The following is a 19597-nucleotide window of genomic DNA, read 5'->3' on the forward strand; positions in this document are numbered from 1 at the left end:
CGAAAGGGTAAATAACATGAGTGGAATGGCAACCGTAACAAAAATCGCTGGCGAAAATGTCGGTCAGGAATTTTTGGTTTTCACGCTGGGCGACGAAGAGTACGGCATTGATATTCTGAAAGTGCAGGAAATTCGTGGGTACGATCAGGTAACCCGTATTGCGAATACACCCGAATTTATTCGCGGTGTGACGAACCTGCGTGGCGTGATTGTGCCGATCATTGATCTGCGCGTGAAATTCTCCCAGCCGGGTGTGGAATACAATGACAACACCGTAGCCATTGTGTTGAACCTGGAAAACCGGGTGGTGGGTATTGTGGTGGACGGTGTGTCTGATGTGCTGTCACTGACGCATGAGCAGATTCGTCCTGCGCCAGAATTCGCAGTGACGATGTCAACTGAATACCTGACCGGTCTTGGCGCGCTCGGCGATCGTATGCTGATTCTGGTCGATATTGAAAAGCTGCTGAGCAGCGAAGAGATGGCGCTGGTGGACACGTTGCGTACCGCGTAATCCCTTTTATCACGGAGCGGCAAACGCCGTTCCGTGATAGCCCATACCTGAAGCAATTCTTTTAAAATCAAATAATAATTACATTTCCTGCCCTAATTTCTTTCCGCTGTCTGCCGATAATCTCCTCGTCTTTTTTTGCACACTTTTATCAGGGTTAATTATGTTAACAAGAGTCCGCGTTGTAACCAGCTTACTGCTGGTGTTATTGATGTTTGGCCTGTTGCAGCTCTTCTCCGGCTCGTCCTTTTATCTGGCCTTGAGTCACGATAAACAGAGTTTTGCGGTATCACAGCTGGCGAGCAAAAACACCGAAGCGCTGAATGATGCCTATATGAGCCTTAACCAGAGCCGTGTTGCGCTGACGCGCGTTCAGTTACGTATGGCAAACAGTAAGCTGACCGGTAAAGAAGCCAATGTGGAAGATTTGCTCAATGACAGCAAAAATTTCCAGCAACGCGCCGCCGGGTTCTATAAAGCGTTTAAAACCATACCGGATACGCCAGGGCAAGACCTTCAACTGAACAAACAGCTGGACGAGAGCTATGCCGCCTATGCCAGTGCGCTCAGCCAGATGCAGACAGCGCTAATGGCGGAAGATTTAGAAAGTGCAGGCAAGGTGCCGGTCGCCCCCAGCCAAAGCGCCGTTTTGAAAATGTATACCCAGTGGCGGGCCGATCAAAACCGCCTGACCGCGCTGGGTGTGGAAGAGAATGCCCGCGCCTCCGATCGCATGATGTGGCTCCTCGGCATAATCATGGTGTCGGTTATCGTGGTTATCGCGTTGTGCTGGATTGGCCTGCGTCGCGTGCTGATTAATCCACTGAACAGCAACATTGGCCATATCCGGCATATTGCTCAGGGTGATCTGACTCAGGCGATCATCGTTGAAGGGCGTAACGAGATGAGCCAGCTGGCCGCTAGCCTGCATGAGATGCAGCAGTCGCTGGTGCGCACTGTAGGTAATGTTCGCGACGGCTCAGATGCCATCTTTACCGGTGCGAGTGAGATTTCAGCCGGTAACAATGACCTTTCAGCCCGCACTGAAGAGCAGGCGGCCTCACTGGAACAAACGGCTGCCAGCATGGAACAGCTCACCGCCACGGTGAAGCAGAACGCGGAAAACGCCCGTCAGGCATCGAAACTGGCGCTGAGCGCATCAGAAACGGCACAAAAGGGCGGCAACGTCGTCGAAGGCGTGGTGAAAACCATGAGCGAAATCGCGGGCAGTTCCCGGAAAATCGCCGATATTACCGGCGTGATCGACGGTATTGCTTTCCAGACCAATATTCTGGCGTTGAATGCTGCTGTAGAAGCCGCACGTGCGGGCGAGCAAGGCCGCGGATTTGCAGTTGTTGCAGGTGAAGTCCGTAACCTGGCACAGCGTAGCGCACAGGCAGCGAAAGAGATTAAAGGTCTGATCGAAGATTCGGTTAATCGCGTCAATACCGGTTCAGAACTGGTGGGCGTTGCCGGTGAAACCATGAGCAATATCGTTGACGCTGTAACGCGCGTTACCGACATTATGGGCGAAATTTCCTCGGCGTCGGATGAGCAAAGTCGCGGTATCGATCAGGTTGGCCAGGCAGTAACCGAAATGGATCGCGTGACGCAACAGAATGCCTCGTTAGTAGAAGAGTCTGCCGCTGCGGCCGCCTCACTCGAAGAACAGGCCAGCCGTCTGAGCCAGGCCGTTGCCGTGTTTAAGGTTCGCCGCGAGCAGGTTGTCCCGCCGCTCATTAGGCCTGTCCCGCTTGCTGCCCCGATACTCAGCGTGCCGCGCAAGGCAGCGCCGGTAAGCGAGACGAACTGGGAAACGTTTTAAGCCATCCAGCGACATTGCCAGTCAGGCAAGACTGGCAACATCTTTAAAAGGCCCTGCTCCCGGCCCCTCTTCATGCCGCAAAATGCGTTGACTTCTGCAAGCAATGAACCCGCCGACTTAAGGAAGGTGATCGAAAGGAGAGCACAAGTGCCGGCTTTGTAAGCTATTTAATGGCGGCTGGTCCAACCCGTATTGTCGGACATAAAGTTCCCTTTACTCGCGCCGATAAACAGAGGTGAGTCGCCAACCAATGAGGTGTTTATGTTTAATCGAGTACATGTTGTCTCCGGCCTGCTGTGCGTGCTGGTGTTGTTTGCTTTACTGCAGCTTTTTTCTGGAGGAATGTTTTTCCAGACGGTCAAATCTGACAGAGAAAACTTTGCCTATAACCAGCGTCTGAGTACCTTACAGCAGGCGATGGGCACCTCATGGGTATCGCTGGTTCAGGCGCGTAACAGCCTGAACCGTGCCGGAATTCGTTATCTGCTGGACGCGCAAATGGCTGGCACAGGGGCCACCGTAAAAGAGTTGGTGGCGCTGGCGAGTGAAGAGCTGAAACGCGCCGAGCAGGGCTTTGATATATTCAATGCCAATCTGTCAGAAAAAGGCAAAACCGCTAAAAACGTGCTGACGTTGCAAGCGAACTATAAAACCTATCATGACGCGCTGGCGCAGCTGGTTGTCCTCCTCGGTAAGGGGGATTTTAAGGCCTTTGTTGACCAGCCAACTCAACGTTATCAGGACAAATTCCAGCAGGATTACGATGCCTGGATGAGTTACAACCTGACGCTGGCCAAACGTGGCGTTGATGTTAATAACCATGCTTATCAGCGCTCAGTCACTATCGTAGTTGGCACTTTATTCGTCACATTGCTAATGATCGTGCTGGTGTGGAACGTGATGCGCCGCGTATTGATTCGTCCATTGAAACAGAGCATTGAACATATTCAGCATATTGCGCGCGGCGATCTGACTCAGCCGATTGAAGTCTCGGTGCGCAATGAAATTGGCGAGTTATTGCGTTCGCTGCAAAACATGCAGCAAGAGCTGGTAAGCACCGTGCGAACGGTGCGTGATAGTTCGGAGTCGATTTATACCGGAGCCAGTGAAATTGCTGCCGGTAACAACGATCTCTCTTCTCGTACCGAAGAGCAGGCTGCCTCGCTGGAGCAAACGGCTGCCAGCATGGAGCAGCTCACCGCCACGGTGAAACAGAACGCGGAAAATGCCCGTCAGGCATCGCAGCTGGCGCTCAACGCCTCCGAAACCGCTCAGCAGGGCGGCAAAGTAGTGGATGGAGTGGTCACCACCATGAAGGAGATTGCGGGTAGCTCGAAAAAAATTGCTGACATCACCAGCGTGATTGATGGCATTGCCTTCCAGACCAATATCCTGGCCCTGAACGCAGCCGTTGAAGCGGCCCGTGCGGGTGAACAGGGCCGTGGTTTTGCGGTGGTGGCGGGCGAAGTGCGCAATCTGGCGCAGCGCAGTGCTCAGGCAGCGAAAGAGATTAAAGGGCTGATTGAAGACTCGGTGAGCCGCGTCAATACCGGTTCGGTGCTGGTGGAAAGCGCGGGCGAGACCATGAACGACATCGTCAGTGCGGTGACGCGCGTGACCGATATTATGGGTGAAATCGCCTCTGCTTCTGATGAGCAGAGCCGCGGAATCGATCAGGTTGGCCTGGCGGTGACGGAAATGGATCGCGTCACGCAACAGAATGCCTCGCTGGTGGAAGAGTCTGCAGCGGCCGCTGCGGCACTGGAAGATCAGGCCAGCAATTTAAAACAGGCCGTTTCCGTGTTCAATATCGGTAAAGAATTTGTTGCTCAGGCCGTTAACAAGACAACGGCGGCAAAAACTCTTCGGCTGGATGCGCCGCTGGCGGCTGCTGGTCAACCTGCTTCTCGTAGTGACGACAACTGGGAAACCTTTTAATTGCCTGGATGGCTGACACCTGACCGCTGAGGTTGGGCATCGCAGCAAATTTTTAATGTGTAGTTCAGTGCCAGGTGCAGAAATGAAGAAATCGACGTTATTGGATCAAAATGAGGCGACAACGCTGCTGTCGCAGATGGTTCAACGTTTACCGCTTTCAGACACGCATTTTCGTCGTATCAGTCAGCTGATCTATCAGCGTGCCGGGATTGTGCTGGCCGATCACAAGCGCGAGATGGTTTACAACCGCTTAGTACGCCGCCTGCGCACGCTAAACATTGATAATTTTGGTGGTTATCTGGCGTTGCTGGAGCACGACCCAAACAGCGCTGAATGGCAGGCATTTATTAATGCCTTAACCACCAACCTGACGGCGTTTTTCCGCGAGGCGCACCATTTTCCTGTTCTCGCTGAACATGCACGTAAGCGGCAGGGCAGTTTTAACGTCTGGAGTACCGCCGCGTCTACAGGTGAGGAGCCTTACTCCATAGCCATGACGCTGGCCGAAACGCTAGGCCACGGCCCCGGTAAATTTCAGGTTTATGCCAGCGACATTGATACCCAGGTTCTGGAAAAAGCGGTAGCGGGCGTTTATCGCCAGGAGGAGTTGCGCACTTTGACGCCGGCTCAGCTACAGCGCTTTTTCCTACGCGGCACCGGTCCACATGCTGGCATGGTACGGGTCCGTTCTGAACTGGCTAACACGGTGACTTTCGCCCAGCTTAATTTGCTGGCGCATGACTGGTCATTGCCTGGCCCGTTCGACGCGATTTTTTGCCGTAATGTGATGATCTATTTTGACAAAGAGACGCAGGAAAAAATTCTGCGTCGGTTTGTCCCGCTATTGAAACCTGGCGGCATTTTATTTGCCGGACACTCTGAAAATTTCAGCCAGATCAGTAAAGAGTTCTGGCTGCGTGGACAAACCGTCTATGGACTGACGAAGGAAAGATGATGAGCAAAATCAGCGTGATGTGCGTGGATGATTCCGCTTTGATGCGGCAACTGATGACGGAAATCATCAACAGTCATCCCGATATGGAGATAGTTGCTACCGCACCCGATCCGTTAGTCGCCCGCGATTTGATTAAGCAATTTAATCCGCAGGTGCTCACGCTGGATGTGGAAATGCCGCGGATGGATGGGCTCGACTTTCTGGAAAAGCTGATGCGCTTACGACCAATGCCGGTAGTTATGGTGTCGTCGCTGACCGGCAAAGGTTCCGAGATCACCTTACGGGCGCTGGAACTGGGTGCGGTGGATTTTGTTACTAAACCGCAGCTTGGTATTCGGGAAGGGATGCTGGCCTACAGCCAGATGATCGGCGACAAAATTCGTGCAGCGGCGCGCGCCCGTCTGCACTCGCGTGCGGCGATGCCTATCCCCGCCACGCTGAAGGCTGGACCGTTACTGAGCAGTGAAAAGTTGATTGCCATTGGTTCGTCAACCGGCGGCACCGAAGCTATTCGCCATGTACTGCAACCGCTGCCTGCCACCAGCCCGGCGCTGCTGATTACTCAGCACATGCCGCCTGGTTTTACCCGTTCGTTCGCTGAACGTTTGAACAAGCTGTGTCAGATCACGGTAAAGGAAGCGGAAGAGGGGGAACGCATTCTGCCTGGCCACGCCTATATTGCGCCTGGCGCGATGCACATGGAGCTGGGCCGCAGCGGCGCTAACTATGTGGTGAAACTGAATGAAGGACCAGCAGTCAACCGGCATAAACCATCAGTTGACGTGCTGTTTAAATCCGTGGCGATCAATGCCGGGCGTAACGCAGTCGGCGTGATCCTGACCGGTATGGGTAACGATGGCGCGGCGGGAATGCTGGAAATGCACCGTGCCGGCGCCTGGACCATCGCCCAGAGTGAAGCCAGCTGCGTCGTATTTGGCATGCCACGTGAGGCCATTGCCACGGGCGGCGTGAGCGAAGTCGTGGAATTAAGCAATATCAGCCAGCATATGCTGGCGAAAATTAGCGCCGGACAGGCATTGCGTATTTAACAGGCCCGTCCTGCCGGGCGAGATAAAACAGGAGTAAGTATGGCTGATAAAAACATGCGCTTTTTAGTGGTAGACGACTTCAACACGATGCGCCGTATCGTACGTAATCTGCTAAAAGAGCTGGGTTTTAATAACGTAGAAGAAGCGGAGGATGGCGTAGATGCGCTGGCTAAGCTCAAGGCGGGTGGCTTTGACTTTGTCATCTCCGACTGGAACATGCCGAATATGGACGGCCTGCAACTGCTACAAACTATTCGGGCAGATGCGGCAATGGGCAGCCTGCCGGTGTTAATGGTCACTGCGGAAGCGAAAAAAGAAAATATTATTGCTGCTGCGCAGGCGGGTGCCAGCGGCTACGTGGTTAAACCATTCACTGCGGCCACGCTGGAAGAGAAATTAGGCAAAATTTTCGAAAAACTGGGCATGTAAGGAGATGTGATGAGTGACCTTCCGAAATCAACTGAGGATGCCTCGGCACACGACATTATTGCTCGCATCGGCTCGCTGACGCGCATGTTGCGTGACAGCCTGCGCGAGCTGGGGCTTGATCATGCTATTGCCGAAGCCGCCGAAGCTATTCCTGATGCACGCGATCGTCTGGACTATGTGGTCCAAATGACGGCTCAGGCTGCCGATCGCGCACTAAACTGCGTAGAAGCGGCACAACCGCACCAGGATAAAATGGAGGCCGGAGCAACCCTGCTAAAAGGGCGTTGGGATGCATGGTTTGAAAATCCCATTGAACTGGCCGATGCTCGTGAGTTGGTGACGGATACGCGCGAATTCCTTGATGCCGTGCCGGGACATACCGCCTTCACCAACAAACAGCTGCTTGAAATCATGATGGCGCAGGATTTCCAGGACCTTACCGGTCAGGTTATCAAGCGCATGATGGATGTGATCCAGGAAATCGAGCGTCAACTGTTGATGGTGCTGCTGGAGAACATGCCGGAAGTCAGTGCGGAGAAACGTCAGGGCGGTTCCAGCCTGCTGAACGGTCCGCAAATTCATACTGATGCACCCGGCGTAGTGGCGAACCAGGATCAGGTAGATGACTTGCTGGATAGCTTAGGCTTTTAATTTTACTGCTTAGCGTCTGGCTGATTACCCGGCTAATGCGCGTAAGCTTATTTACGCGCGATTACGATAAAACACGGCCCGCTTGACGGCGGGCTTTTACCGCTTCTTTTTCCCATCCGTAAAAGAGCACGCCTTTTCTTCGTCTTATCCCCGCTTTAACCAAACTCAAATTTGGCATTCTATGCTCAGAAATCCCATCCACCGAGGTTTGTTGTGGCTGAAGAAAGCGACGAGGACAAAACAGAATCGCCCACCCCCCACCGACTTGAGAAAGCGCGTGAGGAGGGGCAGATTCCGCGTTCGCGCGAGCTGACTTCTCTGTTAATGCTACTGGCCGGCATTATGATCCTGTGGCTGGGCGGCACGCTTATGGCGCACAGGTTAGCCAGCATGGTGGCGACGGGGCTGCAATTTGACCATGGCATGGTCACTGACGACAAAATCATTATTGCCCACATCGGAAGTCTGGTCGGCCAGGCAATACTGGCGCTGCTGCCGTTGATGGGGGGACTGGTGCTGGTCGCGATTGCTGCACCGATGCTGTTAGGCGGTATCGTGATTAGCGGTAAAGCGATCAAAATGGATTTCACCAAATTGAACCCGCTGCCTGGTTTCAAACGCATGTTCTCCGCACAAGCCTGGACTGAACTGTTCAAAGGCATTCTGAAATCGGTGTTGGTGGGCTGCGTCGGGGGCTGGTACATCTGGTCACACTGGCCGGAAATGCTGCGGTTAATCAGCGAATCGCCGACCAGAGCGTTGATCCATGGCATGGATTTGATCGCGATATGCTGCGCGCTGGTGATGTTGGGGCTGATCCCCATGGTTGGCTATGACGTCTTTTGGCAGATTTATAGCTATTACAAAAAATTGCGTATGTCGCGTCAGGAAATTCGCGATGAGTTCAAACAGCAGGAGGGCGATCCGCATGTTAAAGGGCGTATTCGCCAGCAAATGCGGGCTGCTGCACGGCGTCGCATGATGGCTGATGTACCGAAAGCCGACGTCATTGTCACCAACCCGACGCACTATTCGGTGGCGCTGCAATATAACGAGAAGAAAATGAGCGCGCCGAAAGTGGTGGCGAAAGGCGCAGGAGAGATTGCGCTGAGAATTCGTGAACTGGGGACTGAGCACCGCATCCCGCTGTTAGAAGCTCCGCCGCTGGCGCGTGCTTTGTATCGACACACCGAAATTGGGCAGCATATTCCCGGCGCGCTTTATGCCGCAGTGGCGGAAGTGCTGGCGTGGGTCTGGCAGCTCCGTCGCTGGAAGCGTGAAGGTGGCCTGATCCCAACCAAACCGAAGAATTTGCCAGTACCGGCAGATATGGACTTTGCAGGAGAGAACAGAAACGATGGCTAATTTGGCCGCAAAACTGCGTTTACCGGAAAGCTTTAAAGATACGCAATGGCAGGTGTTAGCCGGTCCGGTGCTGATCATGATGATCCTGTCGATGATGGTGCTGCCATTGCCACCGTTCATCCTCGATCTGCTGTTTACCTTTAACATTGCGCTTTCCATCATGGTGCTGCTGGTGGCGATGTTCACTCAACGCACGCTGGAATTTGCCGCGTTTCCAACCATTCTGCTGTTTTCCACGTTACTGCGTCTGGCATTAAACGTGGCCTCAACCCGAATCATTCTGATGGAAGGGCATACCGGTGCGGCGGCGGCAGGGCGCGTGGTAGAAGCCTTTGGGCACTTTCTGGTTGGCGGTAACTTTGCCATCGGCATCGTGGTGTTCATCATCCTGGTGATCATCAACTTTATGGTTATCACTAAAGGCGCTGGTCGTATCGCGGAAGTTGGCGCGCGCTTTGTGCTGGACGGGATGCCCGGCAAACAGATGGCGATTGATGCTGACCTTAACGCCGGTTTGATTGGCGAAGATGAGGCAAAACGACGGCGTCAGGAAGTGACGCAGGAAGCAGACTTCTACGGTTCGATGGACGGAGCGAGTAAGTTTGTGCGCGGCGATGCTATCGCCGGCATTATGATCATGGTGATTAACGTGATTGGTGGCCTGCTGGTGGGCGTAGTGCAGCATGGTATGGATGCAGGCCATGCCGCAGAAACTTATACGCTGTTAACCATCGGTGATGGTCTGGTGGCGCAAATCCCTGCTCTGGTCATCTCCACCGCAGCGGGTGTGATCGTGACGCGAGTTGCTACCGATCAGGACGTGGGCGAACAGATGGTTGGTCAGCTGTTTAAAGATCCGCGCGTCCTGATGTTGAGTGCTGGCGTGATTGGTTTGCTGGGTTTAGTGCCTGGCATGCCGAACCTGGTCTTTCTGCTGTTTACTGCGGCGCTGTTGGGCCTGGCGTGGTGGCTGCGCGGACGAGAAATGCAGCCGAAAAAGAGCGCTGAAACGCCGGGTAGCGTCAGCAAAGCGCAGGAAACACCGGCCGCTGCGGAAGCGTCCTGGACCGACGTGCAGCTGGAGGATACGCTCGGCATGGAAGTGGGGTATCGCCTGATTCCGATGGTCGATCACCTGCAAAACGGCGAACTGCTGGGACGCATACGCAGTATCCGTAAAAAGGTGGCACAGGATGTTGGCTTTCTTCCACCGGTGGTGCATATCCGTGACAACATGGAACTGCCGCCAGCGCGTTATCGCATTTTGATGAAAGGCGTGGAAATAGGTAGCGGCGATGCTTATCCAGGGCGCTGGATGGCGATCAACCCAGGCACCGCAGCGGGATCCTTGCCGGGCGAAGCCACGGTGGATCCGGCCTTTGGTCTGGCGGCCATCTGGATTGACAGTGCGCTGAAAGAACAGGCGCAGATTCAGGGCTTCACGGTGGTTGAAGCCAGTACCGTGGTGGCCACGCACCTTAACCACCTGATTGGTCAATACGCCAGCGAATTGTTTGGTCGTCAGGAAGCGCAGCAGCTGTTAGATCGCGTCACGCAGGAAATGCCAAAGCTAACGGAAGACCTGGTGCCGGGCGTGATCACCCTGACCACACTGCATAAAGTGCTGCAAAATCTACTGGTAGAGCGGGTGTCGATTCGCGATATGCGCACCATCATTGAAACGCTGGCGGAACATGCGCCCGTGCAAAGCGATCCACAAGAACTCACCAGCGTCGTCCGCGTTGCGCTGGGCCGTGCGATTACGCAACAGTGGTTCCCCGGTAATGACGAAGTGCAGGTGATTGGTCTGGATGCCACGCTGGAGCGTTTGTTGTTACAGGCTTTACAGGGCGGCGGTGGACTGGAACCGGGCCTTGCCGATCGCTTATTGAGTCAGGCACAGAGCGCATTGCAGCGACAGGAAATGCTGGGTGCGCCACCGGTGTTGCTGGTGAATCATCCGTTACGTGCGCTGCTGGCGCGCTTCCTGCGCCGTAACCTGCCGCAACTGGTGGTGCTGTCAAACATGGAGCTCAGCGACAATCGTCAGATCCGTATGACGGCGACCATCGGAGGAAAATAGTGAAACGTTTGCTGTGGCTGCTGTGCATATGGCCATTGTGGGTACAGGCGATGGACGGGGCGTGGCATGCCAGCGCCCGTGGTCCGGTGCTGGCGAATCGGGGGGCCTGGCAACGTTCACAGCCTTTAACGCCACCGCAAAATGTCAGCGGCTATATTGAGGTGGTGAACTGGCGCTATCAGCTTAGCAAGCCAGCGCCATCAGGGCTGGAAGTAAGATTGTGTGCGGCGCAGCGCTGTACTGCGCTTGAGGGAGCCAGCGGTAGCACGCGCGGTCTGGCGCATGTAGCAGCAAAGGAAACCTTGCATATGGTGTTTGGCTTTGCCGGGACGGGGAAATTACCGCCGGGCCTGCGGGTAGTGAGCAGTGAAGTAATGGTGAACTATCACGATCGCTAGCTCAGCCTGCGGGATAACCATCATCGTGACCATAGATAAACCCTGCCGAGGCAGGGTTTTTTACTTTACATACGTTCGACGGTTTTAATACCGAGGGTATCAAGACCCTGTTGCAGTGTCTTGGCCGTCAGCGCCGCTAGCTGTAAACGGCTGAAGCGAGTGCTTTCCTCTTCGGCATTAAGAATCGGACAATGCTCGTAGAAACCAGAGAACAGACCAGCCAGATCATAGAGATAAGCACACATCACATGTGGCGTACCGTCACGCGCAACCTGGGTGATGACTTCTTCGAACTGTAACAGACGAGTAGCCAACAGCGCTTCGCGATCCTCAGTAATCACCAGCTCACCTTTGAGCGTTTCTGCATCGATACCGGCTTTGCGGAACACGGATAATACGCGAGTGTAGGCATACAGCAGGTAAGGCGCGGTGTTGCCCTCAAAAGCCAGCATATTATCCCAGTCAAAGATGTAATCGGTGGTGCGGCTTTTTGACAGGTCAGCATATTTCACTGCGCCAATGCCAACCACTTCTGCCAGCTGCTTTACCTCATCTTCGGACATCTCAGGATTTTTCTCGCGCACCAGCGTGTAGGCACGCTGATAGGCTTCATCCAGCAGATCGGACAATTTAATAGTGCCGCCGCTACGGGTTTTGAAAGGGCGACCATCTTTACCCAGCATCATGCCAAATGCGTGATGTTCAAGCGGAACATTATCAGGCACATAACCGGCTTTGCGCACAATGGTCCACGCCTGCAACAGATGCTGATGCTGACGTGAATCGATGTAATACAGCACGCGATCGGCATGCAACGTTTCATACCGATATTTTGCACAGGCAATATCGGTGGTGGTGTACAGATAGCCTCCATCCTTTTTCTGGATGATGACGCCCATCGGCTCGCCTTCTTTGTTCTGGAACTCATCCAGAAACACCACAGTGGCGCCTTCGCTTTCAACCGCCAGCCCTTTGGCTTTAAGATCGCTGACAATGCCAGGCAACATATCGTTGTAAAGGCTTTCACCCATCACATCTTTGCGGCTCAGGGTGACGTTCAGGCGGTCGTACACTTTCTGGTTCTGACTCATGGTAATGTCGACCAGCTTTTTCCACATCTGGCGGCAATACTCGTCACCACTTTGCAGCTTCACCACATAACGGCGAGCGCGTTCAGCAAAGGCAGGATCTTCGTCATAGGTACGTTTTGCTTCGCGGTAAAACGCTTCCAGATCGGCCAGCGCCATCTCAGCGTGATTTTCGTTTTGCTGTTTCTCCAGATAAGCAATCAACATGCCAAACTGCGTGCCCCAGTCGCCCACATGGTTTGCACGAATTACGTGGTGACCGAGAAACTCCAGGGTGCGCACGGCGGCATCACCAATAATGGTGGAACGCACATGCCCAACGTGCATCTCTTTTGCCACATTGGGCGCAGAGTAATCAATTACGATAGTTTGTGGTTCGACGTGTGCTATGCCCAAACGCGGCTGACGCAGAGCGGTTTTGGCATTTTCAGCCAGCCACTGGCGGTCAAGAAAAATATTGATGAAGCCCGGTCCGGCAATCTCCATTTTGCTGGCGATACCGGCCAGATCAAGGTGCTGCAACACTGTCTCCGCTAATTGTCGCGGCGCTTGCCCCAGTTTCTTCGCCACGGCCATAATACCGTTCGCCTGATAATCACCAAACTGGACCCGGGCAGACGGACGAACCTGCGGTTCGCAATCGGCGGGTGCGCCGGCTAAAACCATTGCCTGACTGACTTTTGCGGAAAGAAGTGCCTGAATATTCACCGAAATACCTTCATATGCTGAAAAACGCTCGTCTGAACCACCACGAGCCGTCATCATCATCTTGCCTGGGGTCAATCGCCAGACAAAACGGGAAAAAATGAGGGGGAAAGTATACGTGAATTGTTGGTGGGCGTCAGCAGTTGGATAAAGCAGGGAAACAGGGCCTGAAATGTTTCCCGCTGGCTTTAACGGCGACGCAGATGACGGCGAGGGTTTTTAACGCTTTTATCTTCACGCACCTTCCAGTGGCGGGAAATAGCAAATCCCATCAGTGCGATCAGGACTGCGACAACAATAAGCATGGTCATTGAGCTATTCCTTTTAGTTGTGTTGGGTCAAATTTATAAGAAACCCCGCATGGCTGCAATTGTTTATCACCCAAATAAGAGTTATCTCATTGTATTAAATAAGTTGATTTAAAACAGTAAATTAATGCAGGTTCATCCAGTAACTTCTGGATCTAAAGAGGGGATAAGTCCGAATTAAAAGCAGTAGTTATGCGATTTTACGCCAGTTTTCTCGCCAAATCGGATGAATCTTACTATTTTGTTGCGCATGGCGTAGTGCTGACGGCGCATTACATTGATTAGAAATACTGGATTATTAAAGGAGATTGCGGGCTGTGAACACCACTTTTCCCCCAGAACTGGACGATTTAGAAGCGGATTTAGTGCGTTTTGAAAAATCGTTAAAAAGTTTTTCTGAGCGACTGGGTCTCACCCTGAGCGATCTTGAGGCGGATCATATTGCTGTTCGCTGCCATCAGAACGTGACAGCGGAGCGCTGGAAACAGGGATTTTTGCAAATAGGCAGCCCGCTTTCTGAAGCGATGATTAACGGGCGTCCAATTTGCCTGTTCAGGCTGCATCAACCCATTCAGGTCGCCGGTTGGCAGTTGGATATAATTGAACTGCCGTGGCCGGGCGAAAAACGGTATCGCCATGAAGGATGGGAGCATGTAGAAATTGTACTGCGTGGAGAACCTGAAACCCTCGGCATACGTGCGATGGCCTTACTCGCGGACCAGGCGCTGATGCAGCGCGACATTTCGTTTAAAACCAGCTCGCCAAAAGGGGAAAATGAAGACTTGCCCAATCCGACCTTAGCAGTAACGGACGGGCAAACAACGATTAAATTTCACCCGTGGCGACTGGAAGAAATCGTCGCCAGCGAGGCAAATTAAGCGCGCGCGGCAACAGCGTTCTGTAACCGCGCAACGGCGTCTTTTAGCGTGGCGCGGGTACAACCAAAATTGAAGCGTACAAAGTTGTCATCACCAAAATCACGGCCGGGTGAAAAGCCGAGCCCATGTTTTTCGAAGTAGAGAGCCGGGCTGGCAACGCTGAGCGCGCTGGCATCAATCCAGCCAAGGTAAGTGGCTTCGGGGGAAGCCATCTCTAGCCCTGGTAAGGCATTGACCTGTTCAACCAGCCAGTCGCGGTTACTGCGTAAGTAGCTAAGCTGGGCTTCCAGCCATGCCTCTCCGTCGCGCCATGCGGCTTCCGCTGCGACCAGCGCCAGAATATCTACTGACGGTACAATGCCCTGACGCACGCGATTAAAGCGAGCGCGTAGTTCAGGGTTGGGAATGATAGCCATTGACGCGCCCAGGCCAGCGATATTGTAACTTTTTGACGGTGAGAGCAGCGTAATGCTGCGCTGTGCGGCATCTTCATTCAGCGAGGCAAAAGGAATGTGTTGCACGCCCGGCTCGAGCAGTAAATCGCAATGGATTTCATCAGAGCACACAATTAAGTCATGTTGTTGAGCAAAGGCAAGTTGTGCCTGCAGCTCGTCGCGACGATAAACCGTACCGCCAGGATTTTGTGGGTTACACAGCATCAATAACTTTTCTTTGCCACGCATCTGGCCTTCGGCGGCAGCCAGATCGATCACCCAACGCGAGTCCTGCAGGGTTAACGGCAGATTAAGTTGCGCCCGTTCGGCTAATTTGGCTGCACTACGAAACGGCGGATAAATTGGCGTAGGGGCGATAGTCGTCTCGTCAGCAGCCGTGAAAGCGCGCACCGATAAATTTAGCCCGCTGACCACGCCCGGTAATAACACTATCCACGCTGGATCAACGTGCCACTGATAGCGCGAGGCAAAACGCTGAACCGCGACATCAATTAAGCCGTCGGGGTGTTCGCCATAGCCAAAAACCCCATGGTCGGCACGGTTTTTTATCGCCTCGATAATGCATTCAGGCGATCGAAAATCGGTATCTGCTACCCATAATGGCAGGATGTCCTGGCCCGCATATTTGTGCCATTTACGGCTATCGCTGTGACGACGGTCTATCCGTTGGTCAAAATTGAATGCCATATTTACCTTTCCGCGTAAACTTATTTCAAAAGAGTAATTTGATTCGAAGCAGGCGTCATGTAAAGGAGAAGAGAATGACTAAACTGGAAATTTGCTGCTACGGCGTGGATTGCGCAGTGACCGCGCAGCAGGCCGGAGCCGATCGGGTTGAGCTTTGCGCCGCACCGCGTGAAGGCGGATTAACGCCGTCGGCGGGGATGCTGGAAGCGGTCCGTCGTGAGGTAACGATTCCGGTTCATCCGATTGTCAGACCACGCGGTGGCGATTTTTGCTATACCGCGCGTGAATTCGACGCGATGAAATCAGATGTGGCTTTGATTCGCGATCTCGGCTTTCCCGGCCTGGTCATTGGTATGCTGGATGAAGAGGCGCATATTAACCAGAGTCAAATGCGGCAAATCATGGCGCTGTGTGGCGGCCTCTCAGTAACCTTTCATCGGGCTTTCGATCTGTGCCATAGTCCGAAACGTGCCCTGGAGGAGTTGACCGATCTTGGTGTCGCGCGCATTCTGACGTCAGGGCAGCAACAAAGCGCGGAAAACGGAATTGCATTGTTGAAGGAACTTAATGAATACAGTACAGGTCCTATTATTATGGCAGGCGCGGGCGTTCGCCTGAGTAACCTGCAAAAATTCCTCGACATGGGCATTCGTGAAGTTCATAGCTCGGCCAGCCGCCTTGTGGCGTCGCCGATGCGTTATCGAAAGGCCGGTGTTTCGATGTGTTCAGAAGCCGAAACCGACGAATTTAGTCGCTATTGTGTCGATAGCGATGTGGTGGAAGCGATGAGAAGTGTGATGCAGATGAACACTGTCCGGGTGGCCTGAATCACGCCAGATTTTGCCGCGCAGCACGCCGCTGATTGACGTGATGTTTGCAAGTACCAAACCCCAGTACGCTTGCTGGGGTATTTTTTGTCTGCTATTTACGCTTTTGCCTCCGATAAACACAGTTGCGATTACACTTAACCTATTGTTGTCGGAGACTTAACACCATGAAATGCTTTTTTATCTCTGCATTAACCTTGTTAATGGCTGCGTTAAGCAGTCCGCTCTTTGCGGCCAGCAATTGCGGTTCGCAAAGCGGTAATATTGCCAGCAGTAATAACTGGATTATGCTCGGCGGCAGCGCAAAAGGTGCGGTGCGTCAGGTCATCGCCGGAGAATTCGGCAAAGATGTCAATTCGCAAAAACGTATGCTTGGCCAGTTTGATCCCTGCGGCGATCTCACGGTTGCTGACGTCAGCTATGACAAAAATGAGCGCAACGTTACTCTCAGCATGGAACAGCACATCGTCCGGGTACAAAGTGGCTGGGTTGCAGAGTATGCCTACCTGGTCAAAGTGCTGAAGGAAGGCAAAGAAGTGGTGGTCGATAATCGTCAGGGTACGATTAACTGGCAAATGGGTAAGCACGGCAACATTGTCAGCGCCTCTGATAAATTTACCAGCATGGGCCAGACGGGTTTCACTGACACCCTTTACCGCTATGATAACCATTTCCGGCTGGAAAAGAGCGTGGCGCGCGGTACTGATGCACTGAGCAACGGCGAAAATCACTATCGCTGGAGTCCGCAGGGTTTAGTGACCGGCACGCAATCAGCACGTAGCAAGGACACGTACACTTACGACAAACAATTTCGCGAGCTACGTCTGCACGGCATGACCAGCACCCCGGTCAGCACTATTCGCTCGATTGATGAATGTCAGCTATGGGATGAGGTAGGCAACTGCACGTTAAGTTACCTGCACGAAACGGAAGTGTTCGATAAAGGCACCATTGAGCGCCACCTCAGCTCGGCCTATAAATATCAATACTGGGATAAAACCGCCTCGTCAAATGAATAGTGTGGAATGAAGGTTGCGCTGAAAAGGTTACAATAATTTCCTCACTTGCTATGTTGTGCGTAATTAAAACAGAGAAATCACTATGACTACCACGCTGCTCTCCTTTTTGTTCGCTATTACGATTTTGACGATGACGCCTGGCTTTGATACGGCATTAGTGCTGCGTTCTGCGGCTGCTCAGGGATGGAAACGCGCCAGCGCTACCGCTTTTGGCGTGACGTTAGGCTGTTTAATCTGGGGCGTTGCGGTGGGGCTAGGGCTGGGTGCGCTGCTGCTGGCTTCAGAAACGGCCTACAATCTGTTGAAATGGATTGGCGCGGCATACCTGCTTTATCTCGGCATAAAGTTAGTGCTTAATCCGCGCAGTCAACCTGAAGAGGTCGAAACGAATAAGGCGCAGCAGGGCTTTGTCGCCTGCTTTAGCCGTGGCCTGTTTGGAAATCTGCTTAATCCAAAAGTGGGTGTCTTCTACGTCACTTTCCTGCCGCAGTTTATTCCTGCCGGGGCATCAGTGGCGCTGTGGTGCACGCTAATGGCGTTAGCACATATGTTACTGGGATTGATGTGGAATGCGGTGTTGATCGGTGGCAGCCGCTATTTTTCCCGTCAATTGCGTCAGCCCCGCGTATTAAAAATAATGGATCGTTTGACTGGGTGCGTGTTTATCGGTTTTGCGGCGAAACTGGCGTTATCTCGCCGCTAAGCATTATGGCCTGGTCGCGACCAGCACCGCGCGGAGCGGAGCGGGATAACCCTCTACCGTTTTGCGCGAATCATTGGGATCAAGGAACTCGGCCAGCGATTCGCTGGTCATCCAGTCGGTGCGACGCTGTTCGTCAGTCGTTGTCAGGGCGTAATCAACGATACGTACATCCACAAAGCCGCTTTTCTCCAGCCAGCTTTTCAACGCCTCGGCAGAGGGAATAAAGAACACATTGCGCATTTGTGCATAACGTTCTCCCGGTACTAATACCTGGTTCACATCGCCTTCAATCACCAGGGTTTCCAGCACCAGTTCGCCACCGCTCACCAGCTGATTTCTCAGCTGCAACAGATGATCGAGCGGCGAACGGCGGTGATACAGCACGCCCATAGAAAAAACGGTATCAAAAGCCTGCAAAGCCGGTAACTGTTCAATGCCGACAGGCAGCAGATGTGCGCGACGATCGTCATTCAACAGCTTGCGTACCGCTTCGAACTGACACAAAAACAGCTGCATTGGATCGATGCCGACCACAAAATGCGCACCGGCGCCAAGCATACGCCACATGTGATACCCACTACCGCAGCCCACATCTAACACCATACGACCGGCTAAGGATGAGATATGGGGCAGAACCCGCTCCCATTTCCAGTCCGATCGCCATTCAGTATTAATCTCAGTGCCATAAAGAGAATAGGGGCCTTTCCGCCACGGCATCAGATTACGCAGCAGTTTTTCAATGCCCTGACGATGGCGCTCGCTGATGTCGTCGCGATCGGCGCTTACGCTATGCAATAAATCCAGCCGCTGCGGCTCCAGTAATGGCAGGTATTCCAGTGATTTGTACCAGTCACGGAAGTGCCCATGCAGGTTTTCACGCTGCCAGCTGCTGATCTGTCCAGGCAGCACTTCCAGCCACTTTGCAAGCGGCCCGACGGCAATTTGCTGATAAAAAGGGCCGAAATCAATCATTTCAATGCCACCAACGAACCAAAATTAAAGCACTGGAACCACAGCTCAGCATGAGCAAAACCCGCCTGTTGCAGACGCGCTTTATGCGCTTCGACGCTGTCGGTCAGCATCACATTTTCCAGCATGCTGCGTTTCTGGCTGATCTCCAGTTCGCTGTAGCCGTTAGCGCGTTTGAAATCGTGATGCATATTGAACAGCAACTCGCCAACGTCGGCATCTTCAAAGCTGAATTTCTCAGACAATACCAGGGCGCCGCCAGGATTCAGCCCTTGCCATACCTTTTTCAGCAGCTGTAAACGTGCCGGTGGCTCCAGAAATTGCAGCGTGAAGTTGAGCACCACCAGCGAGGCATTCTCAATGTGAATATTACGAATATCGGCTTCCATTACCGTCACTGGCGTGTCGGCGCGAAACGCGTCCAGATGGCGACGGCAGCGCTCGACCATCGCCGGAGAATTGTCCACCGCAATGATGGTACAACCCGGCACATGAATATTACGACGCACCGAAAGGGTCGCCGCGCCCAGCGAACAGCCGAGGTCATAAACCTGACTGTTGGGCTGAACAAAACGTTCTGCCAGCATACCGATCATGGAAATGATGTTGGAATAGCCGGGCACCGAGCGCTGAATCATATCGGGAAAAACTTCAGCTACGCGCTCGTCAAAGGTCCAGTCACCCAGTTTAGCAATGGGCGCGGAAAATAGCGTATCGCGGTCAGACATAACGAAAAATCCGGAAAGATGACGGA

Annotated in this window: 19 protein-coding genes; 14 read left to right on the top strand and 5 right to left on the bottom strand. The window is 53.2% G+C overall.

Annotation, left to right across the window (positions count from 1 at the left end; translation table 11 throughout):
* Positions 1-16 precede the first annotated feature (16 nt).
* The 10 genes from cheW (at position 17) to flhE (ending at position 11204) form a co-directional block, all read left to right on the top strand.
* Positions 17-514, top strand: a complete 498-nt coding sequence (gene cheW, locus QRY16_RS00150; protein ID WP_289775218.1) for a chemotaxis protein CheW — start codon at positions 17-19, stop codon at positions 512-514.
* Positions 515-674: 160 nt separating this feature from the next.
* Entirely contained in the window at positions 675-2336 is a 1662-nt protein-coding gene (locus QRY16_RS00155) for a methyl-accepting chemotaxis protein (protein ID WP_289775219.1), read from the top strand.
* 261 nt (positions 2337-2597) lie between these two features.
* The gene (locus QRY16_RS00160) at positions 2598-4274 is read left to right on the top strand and encodes a methyl-accepting chemotaxis protein (RefSeq protein WP_289775220.1); all 1677 of its coding nucleotides are present in this window, start codon (positions 2598-2600) and stop codon (positions 4272-4274) included.
* A gap of 82 nt (positions 4275-4356) precedes the next feature.
* A complete protein-coding gene (gene cheR / locus QRY16_RS00165) occupies positions 4357-5229 on the top strand; it encodes a protein-glutamate O-methyltransferase CheR (protein WP_289775221.1) in 873 nt (290 codons plus the stop codon).
* Positions 5229-6278 carry a protein-glutamate methylesterase/protein-glutamine glutaminase gene (locus QRY16_RS00170; protein ID WP_193405519.1) on the top strand — a complete coding sequence of 350 codons (1050 nt, stop codon included), beginning with the start codon at positions 5229-5231 and terminating at the stop codon, positions 6276-6278. Before cheR ends, QRY16_RS00170 begins: the two co-directional genes overlap by 1 nt.
* Positions 6279-6317: 39 nt before the next feature.
* The gene (gene cheY, locus QRY16_RS00175) at positions 6318-6707 is read left to right on the top strand and encodes a chemotaxis response regulator CheY (protein ID WP_193405301.1); all 390 of its coding nucleotides are present in this window, start codon (positions 6318-6320) and stop codon (positions 6705-6707) included.
* Between the two features lie 9 nt (positions 6708-6716).
* Positions 6717-7358, top strand: a complete 642-nt coding sequence (gene cheZ, locus QRY16_RS00180) for a protein phosphatase CheZ (RefSeq protein WP_289775222.1) — start codon at positions 6717-6719, stop codon at positions 7356-7358.
* A gap of 213 nt (positions 7359-7571) precedes the next feature.
* Positions 7572-8723 carry a flagellar biosynthesis protein FlhB gene (flhB, locus tag QRY16_RS00185; protein ID WP_193405299.1) on the top strand — a complete coding sequence of 384 codons (1152 nt, stop codon included), beginning with the start codon at positions 7572-7574 and terminating at the stop codon, positions 8721-8723.
* On the top strand, positions 8716-10806 hold the full coding sequence (gene flhA, locus QRY16_RS00190) for a flagellar biosynthesis protein FlhA (protein WP_289775223.1): 2091 nt from the start codon (positions 8716-8718) through the stop codon (positions 10804-10806). The genes flhB and flhA overlap by 8 nt, the downstream gene beginning before the upstream one ends.
* Positions 10806-11204: a flagellar protein FlhE gene (gene flhE / locus QRY16_RS00195; RefSeq protein WP_419776098.1), complete on the top strand. Its 399-nt coding sequence runs from the start codon at positions 10806-10808 to the stop codon at positions 11202-11204. The genes flhA and flhE overlap by 1 nt, the downstream gene beginning before the upstream one ends.
* Positions 11205-11269: 65 nt before the next feature.
* Here flhE and argS read toward each other — a convergent pair whose 3' ends face one another.
* Entirely contained in the window at positions 11270-13000 is a 1731-nt protein-coding gene (gene argS / locus QRY16_RS00200; RefSeq protein WP_193405517.1) for an arginine--tRNA ligase, read from the bottom strand.
* A 185-nt stretch (positions 13001-13185) separates the two neighbouring features.
* A complete protein-coding gene (locus QRY16_RS00205) occupies positions 13186-13308 on the bottom strand; it encodes a hypothetical protein (protein WP_256449270.1) in 123 nt (40 codons plus the stop codon).
* A gap of 314 nt (positions 13309-13622) precedes the next feature.
* Here QRY16_RS00205 and QRY16_RS00210 point away from each other — a divergent pair, with 314 nt between their 5' ends.
* Positions 13623-14183 carry a VOC family protein gene (locus QRY16_RS00210; protein ID WP_289775224.1) on the top strand — a complete coding sequence of 187 codons (561 nt, stop codon included), beginning with the start codon at positions 13623-13625 and terminating at the stop codon, positions 14181-14183.
* On the opposite strand, the gene QRY16_RS00215 is transcribed toward QRY16_RS00210, so the two are convergent.
* Entirely contained in the window at positions 14180-15325 is a 1146-nt protein-coding gene (locus QRY16_RS00215) for a MalY/PatB family protein (protein ID WP_289775225.1), read from the bottom strand. The two genes, QRY16_RS00210 and QRY16_RS00215, sit on opposite strands and share 4 nt — an antisense overlap.
* Before the next feature lie 74 nt (positions 15326-15399).
* On the opposite strand from QRY16_RS00215, the gene cutC reads away from it, so the two are divergent.
* The 3 genes from cutC (at position 15400) to QRY16_RS00230 (ending at position 17874) form a co-directional block, all read left to right on the top strand.
* Positions 15400-16152 (top strand): copper homeostasis protein CutC, encoded by a 753-nt coding sequence (gene cutC, locus QRY16_RS00220; protein ID WP_289775226.1) that lies wholly within the window; start codon positions 15400-15402, stop codon positions 16150-16152.
* Between the two features lie 167 nt (positions 16153-16319).
* Positions 16320-17171, top strand: coding sequence for a hypothetical protein (locus QRY16_RS00225; protein WP_289775227.1), 852 nt, complete (start codon positions 16320-16322; stop codon positions 17169-17171).
* Positions 17172-17253: 82 nt separating this feature from the next.
* Positions 17254-17874 (top strand): LysE family translocator, encoded by a 621-nt coding sequence (locus QRY16_RS00230; protein ID WP_289775228.1) that lies wholly within the window; start codon positions 17254-17256, stop codon positions 17872-17874.
* A gap of 3 nt (positions 17875-17877) precedes the next feature.
* Here the strand turns inward: QRY16_RS00230 and cmoB are convergent, their stop codons facing one another.
* Together cmoB and cmoA are read right to left on the bottom strand one after the other, a co-directional pair.
* Positions 17878-18846, bottom strand: a complete 969-nt coding sequence (gene cmoB, locus QRY16_RS00235; protein ID WP_289775229.1) for a tRNA 5-methoxyuridine(34)/uridine 5-oxyacetic acid(34) synthase CmoB — start codon at positions 18844-18846, stop codon at positions 17878-17880.
* On the bottom strand, positions 18843-19571 hold the full coding sequence (gene cmoA / locus QRY16_RS00240; protein WP_193405293.1) for a carboxy-S-adenosyl-L-methionine synthase CmoA: 729 nt from the start codon (positions 19569-19571) through the stop codon (positions 18843-18845). Before cmoA ends, cmoB begins: the two co-directional genes overlap by 4 nt.
* Positions 19572-19597 lie beyond the last annotated feature (26 nt).

The organism is Mixta mediterraneensis, assembly GCF_030283135.1.
GTDB classification, from domain to species: Bacteria; Pseudomonadota; Gammaproteobacteria; order Enterobacterales; family Enterobacteriaceae; genus Pantoea; species Pantoea mediterraneensis.

What these genes read in the sequence shown, in the direction of transcription:
- cheY (WP_193405301.1), top strand. Translation starts at nt 6,318, where the DNA reads ATGGCTGATAAAAACATGCGCTTTTTAGTGGTAGACGACTTCAACACG.
- QRY16_RS00225 (WP_289775227.1), top strand. Translation starts at nt 16,320, where the DNA reads ATGAAATGCTTTTTTATCTCTGCATTAACCTTGTTAATGGCTGCGTTA.
- QRY16_RS00230 (WP_289775228.1), top strand. Translation starts at nt 17,254, where the DNA reads ATGACTACCACGCTGCTCTCCTTTTTGTTCGCTATTACGATTTTGACG.
- cmoB (WP_289775229.1), bottom strand. Translation starts at nt 18,846, where the DNA reads ATGATTGATTTCGGCCCTTTTTATCAGCAAATTGCCGTCGGGCCGCTT.
- cmoA (WP_193405293.1), bottom strand. Translation starts at nt 19,571, where the DNA reads ATGTCTGACCGCGATACGCTATTTTCCGCGCCCATTGCTAAACTGGGT.
- cheR (WP_289775221.1), top strand. Translation starts at nt 4,357, where the DNA reads ATGAAGAAATCGACGTTATTGGATCAAAATGAGGCGACAACGCTGCTG.
- flhA (WP_289775223.1), top strand. Translation starts at nt 8,716, where the DNA reads ATGGCTAATTTGGCCGCAAAACTGCGTTTACCGGAAAGCTTTAAAGAT.
- QRY16_RS00155 (WP_289775219.1), top strand. Translation starts at nt 675, where the DNA reads ATGTTAACAAGAGTCCGCGTTGTAACCAGCTTACTGCTGGTGTTATTG.
- QRY16_RS00205 (WP_256449270.1), bottom strand. Translation starts at nt 13,308, where the DNA reads ATGACCATGCTTATTGTTGTCGCAGTCCTGATCGCACTGATGGGATTT.
- cheZ (WP_289775222.1), top strand. Translation starts at nt 6,717, where the DNA reads ATGAGTGACCTTCCGAAATCAACTGAGGATGCCTCGGCACACGACATT.
- cheW (WP_289775218.1), top strand. Translation starts at nt 17, where the DNA reads ATGAGTGGAATGGCAACCGTAACAAAAATCGCTGGCGAAAATGTCGGT.
- QRY16_RS00170 (WP_193405519.1), top strand. Translation starts at nt 5,229, where the DNA reads ATGAGCAAAATCAGCGTGATGTGCGTGGATGATTCCGCTTTGATGCGG.
- cutC (WP_289775226.1), top strand. Translation starts at nt 15,400, where the DNA reads ATGACTAAACTGGAAATTTGCTGCTACGGCGTGGATTGCGCAGTGACC.
- QRY16_RS00215 (WP_289775225.1), bottom strand. Translation starts at nt 15,325, where the DNA reads ATGGCATTCAATTTTGACCAACGGATAGACCGTCGTCACAGCGATAGC.
- QRY16_RS00160 (WP_289775220.1), top strand. Translation starts at nt 2,598, where the DNA reads ATGTTTAATCGAGTACATGTTGTCTCCGGCCTGCTGTGCGTGCTGGTG.